The 14,628-nt window shown below is 29.9% G+C and carries 8 protein-coding genes; all 8 read left to right on the plus strand.

Annotated features, from left to right (window positions below):
• Positions 1 to 4 precede the first annotated feature (4 nt).
• On the plus strand, positions 5 to 7,321 hold the full coding sequence (locus CVD18_RS14035; protein WP_103866072.1) for a non-ribosomal peptide synthetase: 7,317 nt from the start codon (positions 5 to 7) through the stop codon (positions 7,319 to 7,321).
• The gene (locus CVD18_RS14040) at positions 7,322 to 8,674 is read left to right on the plus strand and encodes an MFS transporter (protein WP_103866073.1); all 1,353 of its coding nucleotides are present in this window, start codon (positions 7,322 to 7,324) and stop codon (positions 8,672 to 8,674) included.
• A gap of 3 nt (positions 8,675 to 8,677) precedes the next feature.
• Complete coding sequence (locus CVD18_RS14045) at positions 8,678 to 9,391, plus strand: thioesterase II family protein (RefSeq protein WP_103866074.1); 714 nt, start codon at positions 8,678 to 8,680, stop codon at positions 9,389 to 9,391.
• Between the two features lie 21 nt (positions 9,392 to 9,412).
• Entirely contained in the window at positions 9,413 to 10,399 is a 987-nt protein-coding gene (locus CVD18_RS14050) for a TauD/TfdA family dioxygenase (RefSeq protein WP_103866075.1), read from the plus strand.
• Positions 10,400 to 10,428: 29 nt separating this feature from the next.
• Positions 10,429 to 11,880, plus strand: a complete 1,452-nt coding sequence (locus CVD18_RS14055; RefSeq protein WP_103866076.1) for an MBOAT family protein — start codon at positions 10,429 to 10,431, stop codon at positions 11,878 to 11,880.
• Between the two features lie 17 nt (positions 11,881 to 11,897).
• Positions 11,898 to 12,800: a hypothetical protein gene (locus tag CVD18_RS14060; RefSeq protein WP_103866077.1), complete on the plus strand. Its 903-nt coding sequence runs from the start codon at positions 11,898 to 11,900 to the stop codon at positions 12,798 to 12,800.
• Between the two features lie 90 nt (positions 12,801 to 12,890).
• Positions 12,891 to 13,760 carry a 2OG-Fe dioxygenase family protein gene (locus CVD18_RS14065; RefSeq protein WP_103866078.1) on the plus strand — a complete coding sequence of 290 codons (870 nt, stop codon included), beginning with the start codon at positions 12,891 to 12,893 and terminating at the stop codon, positions 13,758 to 13,760.
• 4 nt (positions 13,761 to 13,764) lie between these two features.
• Positions 13,765 to 14,148, plus strand: a complete 384-nt coding sequence (locus CVD18_RS14070) for an ACT domain-containing protein (protein ID WP_146052796.1) — start codon at positions 13,765 to 13,767, stop codon at positions 14,146 to 14,148.
• Positions 14,149 to 14,628: the final 480 nt, after the last annotated feature.

Here is a 14,628-nt window from a genome sequence, read left to right on the forward strand (position 1 = left end):
AATAATGGAAGATTTTATAAAAAAGATATCACAATTAGATTTATTTCTTATTGAAAAAAACGGGGATTTAATTTTAAGAGGAATAAAGGGAAAGCTAGGAAACGAAGAAGTTTTAAAAATACAGAAGAATAAAGAGATAATTAATTTCATTAAAGATAATAAACAAAAACTTCTTGATCATTTAGTTAATAAACAGGATAAACCAGTGTTATGTCAACTAAGCCCACTACAAGAAGGAATGCTTTTTCATGGATTATATGATAATAATTCGAATGCATACATCGAACAAATGATCTGTGATTTTCCTAAAGGAATAAATATCTCTGCATTTAAAGCTTCTTGGGATTATATAATAGAAAACCACAGTATTTTAAGAACCGCTTTTATCTATGATCAATTAAGCATACCAGTGATGTGTGTGTATAAAAATATTTCTCTACCATTCGATGTGCTAGACTATACTGGGCTAACTGAGGAAGAGCAAAAGATAAAGTTTGATGCATTAATAAAAGAAGATCAACAAAAGGTATTTGCTTTTGACAAAGCACCTTTAATGAGAATACAATTGGTTAAGATAAAATCTTCATTCTACAGAATGATATGGACTAGTCATCACATTTTGTTAGATGGATGGTCGATACCAATATTGGTTGGAGAACTACTTAATGCATATGAGAATTTGTCAAAAGGAAAATCACCCGCTAAGAAAATTGAAGATAAATACGGAGATTATATTAACTATATTAATTCTAGAAATAAAACCGAAGAAGAATTTTATTGGAAGGAGTATTTAAGGAATTTTAATGATTCGACCTTATTACCTTTTGTTTTTGATAATGATTCAAATAGAAACAAAGGAACAGGAGAATCAAAAGAAATGTATTTAAATTTTGATGTTGAGGTAACAGAAAAAATTAAAAAGTTTTCAAAAAAAAATCACATCACTGTCAATACAATTGTGCAAGGCATCTGGGGTATTCTATTATCAAAATATACTGGTAACCAAGATGTGGTTTATGGTGCAACAGTTTCAGGAAGACCTTCTGATTTAGATGGAGCTGAACAAAGGTTAGGCTTATATATCAACACATTACCTTTGCGTGTACAAGTCGATGAAAATCAACTAATCATAGATTGGTTAGCAAGCTTGCAACAGGAGCAAATCTCTGCTAGAGAGTATCAATACTCTTCTATAAGCTCGATACAAAACTGGAGCAGGATAAAGGGAGATTTTTTTGATAGTATTTTGGTTTTTGAAAATTACCCTATGGAGGTTGCTGTTCTCGAAAATTCTTCATTAATAATTGATAATGTAGATATGAAATCAACTATGAACAACTATTTGTTGTCCATAGTTGTGAGTTTAAATGAGAAATTAAATATTCGATTCAGTTACAACGAGACTTTTCTAAAGATGGAGTATGTAGAAATGATTAGTGATCATTTTAACGAAGTTTTGAATCAATTAATTTTAGAAGAGAAGACTACTGTTTCACAAATAGAATTAGTGTCAAAAACTATAAAAGAAGAATTACTAGAATCTGCTAATAGTTCAATAACAGTAAATTCTTGTAATCGTACTATAGTGGATATGTTTAATGAGCAGGTAAAACAAAGACCAAATGATATCGCTATTGTATTTAAGGAAGACCATTTTACGTATCAAGATATAGATGAAAAGTCAAATATGTTGGCTAATTATTTAGTAAAGGATGGCATACAACAGGAATCTATGGTTTGCATATCATCCTATTCACCTTTGGAAATGATTATTGGAATACTTGGAATTTTGAAATCTGGAGGAGCCTATGTTCCAATTGATCCAGAATTTCCTTCAGAACGAATCAATTATGTTTTAAATGATACGAATGCAAAGTGTTTTATTACAGATAATAACGCTCATTCAATATTTGAAAAAGAAGGTCTTAAAATCATTTTCGCAGATACCAAATGGCCCAGTATAGGAAATGAATCTGTAGAATTTGATGAAGTAAAGATACATACAAATAGTCTAGCATATGTTATTTATACTTCAGGATCTACAGGAAACCCTAAGGGCGTTATGGTAGAACATTGTAATTTAATAGATTATTTTTCTGGATTATTTTCTACCGTTAATTTAAAACAATATACATCCTTTGGATTAATGTCTACGTTATCAACAGATCTTGGAAATACGATACTATATGGGGCGTTATTAACAGGAGGTACTCTTCATTTGTTTACAAAGCAAACTCTTACAGATGCTGATGTTTTAAAAGATTATTTTAATAATCATACAATAGACTGTATTAAGATTGTTCCATCTCATTGGAATGCACTAAGAATTGATCAACACCTTTTATTACCAAGTAAACTTATAATTTTTGGAGGGGAGGAACTTCATATTAAAACGGTACAAAATATAATTAAGGTTAACCCAGATCTTAAAATCATAAATCATTACGGTCCTACTGAAACAACTATAGGTAAACTATTATGTTATGTAGATTTAATGTCTATTGGCAAATCCATTCCGATAGGTAAAGCCTTTTCTAATACTCAGGTATATATTCTAAACAATTATGGTCATCTAGTAGGTATAGGATCAGTAGGAGAAATATGTATTGCTGGAGCAGGTGTTTCTAGATGTTACCTTAATCTTCAAGAAGATACTAACAGTAAATTTGTAACCAATCCTTTTAATAAAAAATCAGATTCAAAATTATATAAAACTGGAGATTTAGGAAGGTTATTGCCTAACGGAAATATAGAATTTTTAGGAAGAAAAGATGATCAGGTCAAAATCAGAGGTCATCGTTTAGAATTACAAGAGATAGAGAGTGTTTTTAATGAATCATCATTAGTGGATAAGGGAATAGTTTTGGCTAAAGAAGATTTGTCCAAAACGAAAGAATTAGTAGGATATATATTACCAGAAAGAGGGTATGATGAAAAAAAATTCAGATCCTATTTGGAGACTAAATTACCTGATTTTATGATCCCAGTATTCTTGATAGAACTTAAAAACTTTCCTTTACTGTCAAATGGGAAGATTGATAAAAAATCATTACCTGATCCTGAGATTTTTCATGTAGCTATTAATACTTATGTAGCTCCAAAGAATAGGCTAGAGGAAGAGTTAGTTATAATTTGGAAGAAATTACTCAAATTAGAAAAAATCGGAATTGAAGATGACTTTTTCCAAATAGGAGGAAACTCATTGTTAGCTATTCGAGTAGTATCAGCAATAAGAAAAAATTTTCAAATTAATTTATCAATTGCAGATCTATTTAAAGTTTCAACCATATGTAAGATATCTAAATATATTGAAAATCAAAACATAAAGAAGCAAGAACTACTACCACCTATTGTAAAAGAAACAAGACCTGATCAAATTCCTTTATCATATTCGCAGGAACGGTTATGGTTTATACATAAATTGAATGGTAGTCTTCAGTATCATATTCCAATAATACAGAGGTTTAAGAAAAGTATTAATGAAGATATTTTGGAGGATACTTTTCAAGAAATTATAAATCGTCACGAAGTACTTAGAACTGTTTTCAAGGAAGTAAATGGTGAGGCACATCAATATATACTGCAAAAAAATAGTTGGAGTTTGAATTACATTGATAAATCAACAATATCAGATGATAACATAGAAACTTCACTGATATCAAATCTTATAAGTATCCCTTTCGATTTATCAAAAGATCATATGATAAAAGGGACACTTATTAAAATTTCTGATGATGAATCTATACTAGTTCTGATATTTCATCATATTGCTTGTGATGGATGGTCTATTCCTATATTTATTAATGAAATGATTGTTTTGTATCAATCAATAATAAATAATCAAAAAGCTGACCTTAAAAAACTACCTATTCAATATGCGGATTATGCTATTTGGCAAAAAAGACAATTAACTGGAGAGGTTTTGGAAAACAAAATGCAATATTGGGAAAAACAGTTAGCAAACTTAGAAGTTCTACATCTTCCTACTGATTTTACGAGACCCTCTGTGCAGAGCATTAGAGGCGGTATTCAACAATTTGAATTAAATGGGGAACTTCATGATCAATTGAACAACTTGTCAAAAAAAGAAGGAGTTACACTTTTTATGACTTTGTTAGCAGCTTTCCAAGTATTACTTCATAAATATAGTGGGCAAGGTGATATTTGCATCGGAAGTCCTATCGCCAATAGAGGACAAATAGAAATAGAACCTCTTATTGGTTTTTTTGTTAATACTTTGGCCTTGAGAAGTAAAATTGATTATGCTCATACTTTTCAAGAGTTTTTATTACAAACAAAGACTACTGTATTAGAAGCATTTGAGCATCAAGAAGTCCCGTTTGAAAAGATAGTAGATAAGGTAGAGCAAACTAGAGATATGAGTCGTAACCCATTGTTTCAAGTTTTGTTTGTGTTTCGTAATAAAGAAGATCAATACCAGTTTGATTCTGATAAAGACCAGACTTTAATTGAACCTTTTGATGATGGAGTTACTCAATTTGATTTAACACTTAATATAAATGAAACAACAAGAGGGTTGTTTGCTTCCATTGAATATTGTAGAGATTTATACTTGCCATCATCGATTATAAGGATTATTGAGAATTTTAAGACTTTATTATCATCAATTGTATCAAATCCGTTAGAAAAGATTACAGAGCTCTCAATAATCACACAATTAGAAGAACAAAAATTACTTATTGATTTTAATAATACTAATGTGGTTTATCCTAAAAACAAAACATTAGTTGATTTGTTTGAAGAACAAGTAGTGAAAACCCCTTACAGTATAGCGGTTTGTTTTGAAAATGATTCCTTTACCTATAAAGAGTTAGATGAAAAATCAAATCAATTAGCTCATTATTTAAGAAAAAAAGGAGTTGAAGAAGAGTCTTTAGTTCCTATCTGTTTGGAGCGTTCTTTACAGATGATGGTTGGTTTATTAGGTATTTTGAAATCTGGAGGGGCTTATGTGCCTATAGATCCTAGCTATCCCAAAGACAGAATTAATTTCATTTTAGAAGATGTTAATGTGAATATTATTGTTTCTAATAATATGAATTATAATCTTTTTAATGAGAACAATGATTTAGAACTACTATTGATTAATGATGATTGTTCAATACAATCAATACAACCAAAATCAAAAGTAAAAACAGGTTTAACAACTAAGAACCTAGCATATGTAATCTATACTTCAGGATCTACTGGTATGCCCAAAGGAGTAATGAATCAACATTCAGGCATAGTAAATAGGTTGTTATGGGCTCAAGAGAATTACAACCTTAATAGCCAAGAAGATATTGTACTACAAAAAACAACATTTTGTTTTGATGTGTCCGTTTGGGAATTGTTTTGGCCATTGATTACAGGTGCTAAAGTGGTTTTCGCCGATCCAGAAAAATATAAAGATAGTTCATATTTGAAATCTATTATTGAAGAATACAAAATCACCACTTTGCATTTTGTTCCTTCTATGCTAGAATTATTTCTTTTAGATATAGAAATAGGAAATGTAAAAAGTTTAAAGAGGGTATTATGTAGTGGAGAAGAGCTTAAATTCCATCAAGTACAGAAATTCAAAGAGCAATTGGGAGAGGTGGAATTGTATAATTTATACGGTCCGACTGAAGCAGCTATTGATGTAACATCTTATAAGGTACCAGAGGAAGTCAATAAATTAAGTAAAATAGTAATTGGTAAACCTATCGCTAATACTCAGTTATATGTATTAGATAAATTCAAAAAGATTGTTCCTATAGGAGTGCATGGAGAACTCCATATCTCAGGAGTGCAAGTTGCTAGAGGTTATTTGAATCGTGAAACGTTAACCAATAGAATGTTTGCCGAAAACCCTTTTGGAAGTGAGACAAACTCACGATTATACAGTACAGGAGATCTTGTAAAATGGTTACCAGATGGTACAATAGAATATTTAGGAAGATTAGATAATCAAGTGAAGATACGAGGTTATCGGATAGAGTTAGGTGAAATAGAATTTGTCTTAGCAAAATCACTGAATGTTAGACAATCTACCGTTTTAGTCAAGGAGAAGAAAAATGGAGATAAATATTTGGTTGGATATATTGCACCAGAAGAAGAGTTTGATAAAAAGGCTATTTATGAGTATTTAAAAACTAAATTACCAAATTACATGGTGCCAGAGTTACTAGTTGAAATTAGTGAACTACCGCTAACTCCTAATGGAAAAGTAGATAGACAAACTCTGTTAAAATACAATGAACATGAAATATCTTCAAATACATACGTACATCCAAAAAACAATACCGAAAACGAACTTGTAAATATTTGGTTAGAATTATTAGATATAGAAAAGGTTGGTGTTCAGGATAATTTCTTTGAATTAGGAGGTCATTCTCTTTCTATTGTCAGATTAAAAATAAAAATACAGAGCCAGTTTAATATAGTTGTTCCGTTGATTTATTTGTATCAGAATCCTGATATTGAGAAAATTGCAGAGTATATTGATAATTTGTCTAAAGATTTTCAATCAATTGAATTGCTTCAGGAATTAACAAAATCTCAAAAAAATAATCATAAGGTATCAATTCTAACAATCCCATATTTAGCAGGAGAAGGAATATCATTTCAGGCTATAGCTAATGAGGTAAATGGAATTAATTCAGAAATAGGTGTTTATACTATGAGTATGCCTAGAGAGACTGAGAGATATCAGAATATTGGAAAATTAGAATTTGATTTATTGGTTGATGAGTTGATAATAGAAATTAATCAAAAAATACATACACCTATAATTATTTGGGGTCATTGTGGAGGGTCAAGTTTTGGATCATATTTAGCAAAAGTACTAGAGAAAAAAGGATATGATATCATTGCATTTTGTTCTGGAGGTAGTTTACCATCACACCTTAGAACCGATTCATACAAGAAACCTACTCCAATGAGTGATGCCGAAATTAAGGAACTGCTTTCTTATGCAGGGTTACAAGAGATAAACAATGATTTTAAAGATGAAGATTGGGATTGGATAATCAAATATTATCGGTTTGACATAAATATACAACAGCTTAGTTTTTTCAATCTTGTTTCAAAATTTGAGAATCGAAATTTGAAAGCTCAAACATATTTGGTATGTGCCAAAGATGACCCTATGACAATTGGGTATGCCGAAGCCTTTCAAGAATCCTTTTGTACTATAGATCATGTTCACTTAAAAGAAATAGAAGATGGCGGTCATTATTTTATCGAAACAAAATCAAAAGTAGTTGCAGAATTCCTAGATCATATTGTTTGTGAATATACCGAGGTTTCATCTGATCTAATTTTAAACAACAATTAAATGAAGAAATATATTTTAATATTGACATTTTTATTATTGTCTTTGTTTGGTACTTTGATGACCGAATTTTCCTTAGCAATTTGGGTAACTAAAAGCTATGAATCCACACTGTACTATACGCTTATAGCTTTTTTCGGAGTTGCTCCATCTTCTTTTCTAGCACCTTTTATCGGTAGTTTCGTTGATAGATGGGACAAAAGAAAAATAATAATAATATCAAATCTGGTAGCGGGCATAGGAAGTTTAATATTGGTGTTCTTATATCTGTCAAATACTTTAGCTCCATGGCACGTAATGATTATCGCTTTCATTAATTCATTAGCTGATGGTTTTATGAGTCTTGCATTTTATGTATCTACTTTGGCTCTGGTTTCAAAAAAACAATTGAGTAAGGCAAGAGGAATTTCACAAACATCTATAGCACTAATAACACTCTCTGCCCCTATAATAGCCCCTTTTTTATTAGGGATTATTGATTTGAGTGGTGTTTTTTTAATTGAAGTTATAGCCTTTTTTGTAACCGTAGGAGCGCTTTTTTTTATAAAACTTAGCGGTACGCCAGAAGAGACAGAAAAAATTACATTTAAAAAAGATGCAAAGATCGTTTTTGAATTTATTCGATCTCAAAAAGGATTACGATCTCTCTGGGGATACAATTTCATAATTATTTTCACCATTGGATTGGTATCTATAATGTTGGTTCCACTTATGTTGGATTTTTCAGACGAAAAAGGATTAGGTTTTATGATGTCGTTGGCAGGGGTTGGAATGTTGTTAGGAGGGATATTTATGTCTCTTTGGAAAGGGTTTTCTAAACCAGTAATTACAGGTGTCAATATCAATTTGATCATTTCACTATTATTGATTTTAATCGTGTTTAAGTTAAATGTATATGTTTTGGGATTTGTTATAGTTCTTATTATGATCTGTAACTCGGTGATAAAAACAATAGATAGTACTTTTTGGTTAATGATTGTTCCTGAGCATTTACAAGGTAGGGTTATAGGATATCAATTATTATTAACTGGAACAGCAGCTCCTTTAGCATATTTGGTATCTGGTCTTTTAATTGATTTTGTAATAACACCAATTATTGAATTACTACCACAAAAAGTATCATACTATCCAGGAACTAACAAAACAGTTGCTATTGTAATTCTATTTGCTTTGGCGGGTATAATTAATTTTATAGTGTCTCTAGTTATAAGAAGACGCAGCTTTGTTAATAAACTTGATGTGTTATATCAAAAAAAGAAGACAGAAGAAGAAGTGGAGGTCTTAAATAAAGAGAATTTAGATATCGAACCTAAAGAAAGTCAAAAGGAAATCTCAACAATTTCTAAAAACTTATAAATCATGAGATCTAGTAATGAAACAACAATAATTGCATTGCCTTTTGCTGGAGGAAATAAATACTCATACAACATGTTTGAGAAACTTATCCCTTTTAATTATAAATGGGAAACTATTGAATTGGCTGGGAGAGGAACTAGAATTAGGGAAGCACTAATATCCGATATGAAAGTTTTAGTAGAAGATGTATATGAACAAATGGAATCTAAAATTAAAACAGGCAATTATATTATTTACGGTCATAGTATGGGAGCTCTATTAGGATACCTTTTAACAAATAAAATCATTGAATTGGGATGTAAACCTCCAAAGTTTTTATTCTTTACAGGAAGAGGAGGACCTTCAGAGTCTGAAGAAAAAAATATTTCGAATTACGATAGTGCTTCTTTTTGGGAAGAGGTTCAAAAAATGGGAGGATTGCCAGATGATATTTTAAATAATGATGAATTATTGGGTTTTTTCGAACCTATATTAAGAGCAGACTTCAAAGCAATTGAAGGTTACCATTATCAACCAAAGAATACCACTTTTAATCTCCCAATTTATATTAGAATAGGTGACAAAGAGAAAATTTCTGAACAAGAACTAATGGCTTGGCAAAATGAGTCTAAATTACCAATCAATACTTTAATTGTGCCAGGAAATCATTTTTTCATACTTGATCAGCCAGATATAATACTGAAACAGATTATAAGAGCAGATTTAGCGATAGTGTAATTAATAGAATTCTAATTGAAAATGAATAAAGATTTTTATACAATTAAAAAACAAGAACAATACGTGATTGATCACGTATTAGAAGAATTAGTAGAGAAGTATGGTGACATAAAGAACTATTGTTTTTTGGAGAATGCATCTTATTATGCAACAAAGTTACCATTTGAAATTTGGGATACGTTAAATAAATTTAAATACAGAGAAGATAATTGTGGTCTTGTCATTATTAGAGGGTATGAGTTTAAGAAAAATGAAATAGGAGATACACCTTCAACAATAGCCTCGGCATCGAAAAAGAATTTACTTCAAAAAAAGATAGAGTTTTTTTTAGCGCTCTGTAGTTCTATTCTTGGTGATTTATTCTCTTGGAATACTCAACAGAACGGCAAAATACTAAATGATATAATTCCTTTAAAAGAAAGCGCCTATGAACAACTAGGAACGAGCAGTAAAACCGAGTTGAAATGGCATATAGAAGAAGCTTTTCATGAACATAGGCCTGATTACGTAGGGCTGATGTGCTTAAAAAATCCAGATGATGTTGCTACTCTATATTCTAACATTAGAAACATTTCACTAAATAATGAGCAAAAGGATCTATTATTTCAAGAGAAATTCATGTTCGAGATGGATTTGAATTTTAGTAATTCAAATTATAATACAAACAAACCTGTTTCGATTTTGTTTGGAAATTATGATGAACCATATGTGAGAATTGACCCTGCATTTATGAAAAAAACAGGGTATTCACCCGAAATTGATCATTCTGTTAATGTTGCCCTTGATTTGATTGAGAAAAATATTAAAGAAATAATTTTAAAACCAGGAGATATCTGTTTTTTCGACAATTATAGAACCGTACATGGGCGAGCACCCTTTGATGCAAAATTTGACGGAAATGATAGGTGGCTAAAAAGAGTCTTAATAACTAGAGATTTAAGGAAATCTTCGGAATTTAAAAATACCAACAGAAGTAGAGTGATTCATACAGATGTTGTTTCTAAGTAGAGAATAACCGATTTAAAATTATTTATATTATGCTATTTAATTCAGTTGAATTTGCATTGTTTTTGCCTATTGTTTTTACGATATATTGGCTAATTAACAATAAGAATCTGGCAGTACAGAATACACTGCTGTTATTTGCTAGTTATTTTTTTTATGCTTGGTGGGATTGGAGGTTTTTATTTCTAATAGTATTCAGCTCCATGGTGGATTATTTGGTAGGCATAAAGTTGTTAAAAGAGAATGATAGAAGAAAACGAAAAGTACTTTTGTTAATTAGTGTTTTTGTAAACATAAGTTTTCTGTTTTTCTTTAAATATTTTAATTTTTTCTCTGAAAGTTTTGCCAAAGCCTTTACTATATTTGGTTCATCTATAGAGGTTTCTAGATTAAATTTAATACTTCCCGTAGGGATCAGTTTTTATACTTTTCAGACATTAAGTTATACAATTGATGTATATAAGCGAAGAATTAAGCCAACAAAAGATCCAATTGCCTTTTTTACTTTTGTTAGTTTTTTTCCTCAACTTGTGGCAGGTCCTATTGAAAGAGCATCAAATTTATTACCTCAATTTTATAAAAAAAGAACATTTGAGTATCATAAGATGGTCGATGGTATGCGTCAAATTCTCTGGGGATTGCTAAAGAAAATTGTAATAGCAGATAATTGTGCGATATACGCAAATGAAATTTTTGGAAATTATGAAAGCTACTCTGGTAGTGTTTTATTAATGGGAGCTGTATTTTTTACTTTTCAGATTTATGGAGATTTTTCTGGGTATTCTGATATTGCCATAGGTACTTCACGTTTGTTTGGGATTAGGTTAAAACAGAATTTTGCATTTCCTTATTTTTCTAGGAATATGGCTGAGTTTTGGAAGCGATGGCATATTTCATTATCGACTTGGTTTAGAGATTATGTTTATATCCCTTTAGGCGGTAGTTACAAAAATAAATTAAATCAGGTTAGAAATGTTTTTATAGTCTTTTTGTTAAGTGGCTTTTGGCACGGTGCAAATTGGACTTTTATTTTTTGGGGAGCTATTAATGCTTGCTGGTTCTTACCTACGATATTATTTAAAAGAAAGAAGAAAAGCCCAGATATTATTGCTGTAGGTAAATTATTCCCGAGTATAAGGGAATTCTTTCAGATGATCATTACATTTTTCCTAATTGTATTGTCTTGGATTTTTTTTAGAGCAGAAACTATTGGAGATGCAGTAAATTATGTAGGTAAAATCTTTTCGAGTTCTATATTAACATTTCCAAATATTTTAACCGTGAGTATGTTAATTAATATTCTTGTCATCTTTCTATTTGTAGTGGTAGAATGGTTTAAAAGAAATAAGCTACACGGTTTAGATTTTAAAAAATCAAAAAAAAGGAAACCTTTAAGGTGGTCTATTTATTATATAGTGATTTTGATGATTTACTTTTTTGGAAACTTTCAAAATAATATTGAGTTCATATACTTCCAATTTTAAAAATAAGACAGATAAGCATGAGATATTTTTTAACCAATTTAAGGGGCTTTGTACTAGGTTTTTTGCTAATAAATTTTGCGCTCTATTTTTTTGTAGCGAAACCAGCAATTTTTGAAAAGTATATTTCTAATTCTAGAGATATTAGTCAGTATAACAGGTTTTTAATTAGCGATTCACATGGAGCACTCATGGGTGATATTCCAGATATTCATGATATTTATAATTTTTCTTATAAAGGGGATAATTATTTGGATATGTATTTAAAAATAAATTTCCTAGTAACAAAAAGGAAAGTAAATGAAAAGGATATATTATTTCTAACTATTGATAATCATACACTTTCTCCTTATAGAAGTAACTCATTAAATTTTAATAGAAATCTTATTTATTCTGATTTTAATTATGAAATAATAGAAAGCGAATATTTCAAGAAAGACAGTATACCTGCTCATAAAAAATATGTAAAATATCTACCTTTTCTAGATCCAGATTATGGAGGGTTTTATGTAGAGTCTTTAATGCCTTCACTTCTTGTGCCTGATTCAGAATATACTTTTGCTGATTATACTAAGCAAGAACAGAATGAAATCTGTGAAGAAAGATTTTTAGTTCAATTTCCTAGTATGGTAAGAGATCAGGGACAATTTTTTTATTTGAATAAAATTATCTCCCTCTGTAAAAAGTATCAACTTAAATTAATCGGGATCAGGTTTCCTATAACAAAAGCGTATAAAGAAACAATTAAACGATACGATTATGGAGCTTTAGATATACTGAAAAAAGCAGGGTATCCTGTTTTAGATTTTCAAGATTTATTTTTAGAAAGAGACGATTATTTTTATGATCAAGATCATTTGAATAGTGTAGGTGCTGACTTGTTTTGTAAAGAACTAAAAAAGATAGACCCAAACGGCATATAATTGTTGAGGGATAATAGTAGAAATTAAATGATATCTTCAAGATTATTGATGAATTGTAAAAAACGATATCATTAATAAAAAAAATATTTTATGATAATAGAAAAATTAGAATGCCCAATTAAGGTTATCAATATATCTGAAATGGGAGTGAATGCAAATAGGTTTATAAGTAATATTATCAAGCACTATGATGAATATATATGGGATTATTATTTACTTAGACAAAACCAAATAGAGTTTTTAAAAAATTATTTTAACGAAGGAGAAGTAAGTAATAAATTCTGGAAAAGCTTTTATTTAAATGAATTATCAAAACTCGAGATTGAAAATGTAGTTAATAAGCTATCTCAGAAAGTTAAAGATCAATATTTAGCTATAAAGAAAACAAGAAAGAGATTAGTTTCTGAATTTGAATTGATTTTTGATAATGAATGGTCTGTGAAACGTATGCCTTCTTCTGATTTCAGTCAAGACCTTGCTTTAATAAGTGAGAACAAAACAGAAGATTATAGGTTGATAAAAAGAAAATTTAAAGAAATGCCGGATTTTTTAGATTGCTATGATATGAGGTTATTGTTAAAAGGCATAGCGGAAGAGATTAGATTTGAAAATAAGAAAATAAAAGCTTTAAGGATTATTGTACATCATACCAAAGTATTTTGCTACCCTAATCAAATTGCTACAAATTCACCAGAAGGTATTCATCAAGATGGCATGGATTATATTGTTTCGGCATTAGTGGTAGAAAGACAGAATATTATCGGAGGGAAAAGTATTATTTATGGTAATGATAAAAAAACTGAAGTTTTACAAACGTTATTACAATCAGGGCAAGGTATTCTTCAACCCGATAGAAATTCTGATTTATGGCATGAAGTAACAGCTATTGAATGTGCTGATAATTCTAAATTTGGTTATAGGTCCACAATTGGTTTTGATGTTGAGGTAATTGAAAAATAAATTCATGAAAAAAATTCGTAAATTATCAATTTTGAAAGGTGTATATAGTATAGTGAAATATCAAAAAACTGATTATGAAAACATAGTACTAGAAGAAAATGTATTTTCTGTAATATATGAAGATAATTATGTGTCCGTTATATATAGAGGTCTTCCTTTAGAAAAAAAAGTTCCTTTTGAGATAGAAAAAGACTATAATATCATTAAAATTAATGATGTTATTGAATTCAATTTGTCTGGAGTTTTAAACCAATTTCTTACCCCATTAGCTCTTTCAAATATTAGTGTACTTGTTATATCTTCTTTTGATACTGATTATATATTATTCAATAAATCTAATCTCAACAAAGCTAAAACAGTTTTATCAAAGGCAGGGTTTGTATTTTAGCTCCCAATAAGTTCGAAGTGTTCTTTTCGGGCAGATATTTTAAGACAATTTATGTTTAAATAAATATCTTAGAAAAATGAGGAAACGATTTTACAGTAACGAATTTAAATCAGAAGCTATTCGGTTAAGCTATCAGTGTTGTAAGTACCCATAAATTAGCTACGGTCTAATTTAGAGGTACTTATATCATGAAGCTATTAATAATTTAGAATGGGTTTGGCTCTAGTTTATATTTGCGTTGATATTAGTTTTTGATATTGTACTTCGATATTTCTGTAATTCTTTATAGCGTTAACATCTAGGACAGTTTTCTGTACAAATAGTAGCGCCTTATCCTTATTGTTTTTGAGCTGCTCTTTGAGTTTAAACCAATTTAGGTACTGTTGCAGGTATTTAGTGGCTACTGGATATTCTATGGATACTGACCCCCATTCTGGTCATATTGACCCCTCTGTAGCTTTTGGTCTTAAAAAGATATGT

Source organism: Aquimarina sp. I32.4 (genome assembly GCF_002924285.1).
Classification (GTDB): Bacteria; Bacteroidota; Bacteroidia; order Flavobacteriales; family Flavobacteriaceae; genus Aquimarina.

Coding starts and splice junctions, on each gene's coding strand:
- CVD18_RS14050 (WP_103866075.1), top strand. CDS start 9,413: ATGAATAAAGATTTTTATACAATTAAAAAACAAGAACAATACGTGATT.
- CVD18_RS14065 (WP_103866078.1), top strand. CDS start 12,891: ATGATAATAGAAAAATTAGAATGCCCAATTAAGGTTATCAATATATCT.
- CVD18_RS14055 (WP_103866076.1), top strand. CDS start 10,429: ATGCTATTTAATTCAGTTGAATTTGCATTGTTTTTGCCTATTGTTTTT.
- CVD18_RS14060 (WP_103866077.1), top strand. CDS start 11,898: ATGAGATATTTTTTAACCAATTTAAGGGGCTTTGTACTAGGTTTTTTG.
- CVD18_RS14070 (WP_146052796.1), top strand. CDS start 13,765: ATGAAAAAAATTCGTAAATTATCAATTTTGAAAGGTGTATATAGTATA.
- CVD18_RS14035 (WP_103866072.1), top strand. CDS start 5: ATGGAAGATTTTATAAAAAAGATATCACAATTAGATTTATTTCTTATT.
- CVD18_RS14045 (WP_103866074.1), top strand. CDS start 8,678: ATGAGATCTAGTAATGAAACAACAATAATTGCATTGCCTTTTGCTGGA.
- CVD18_RS14040 (WP_103866073.1), top strand. CDS start 7,322: ATGAAGAAATATATTTTAATATTGACATTTTTATTATTGTCTTTGTTT.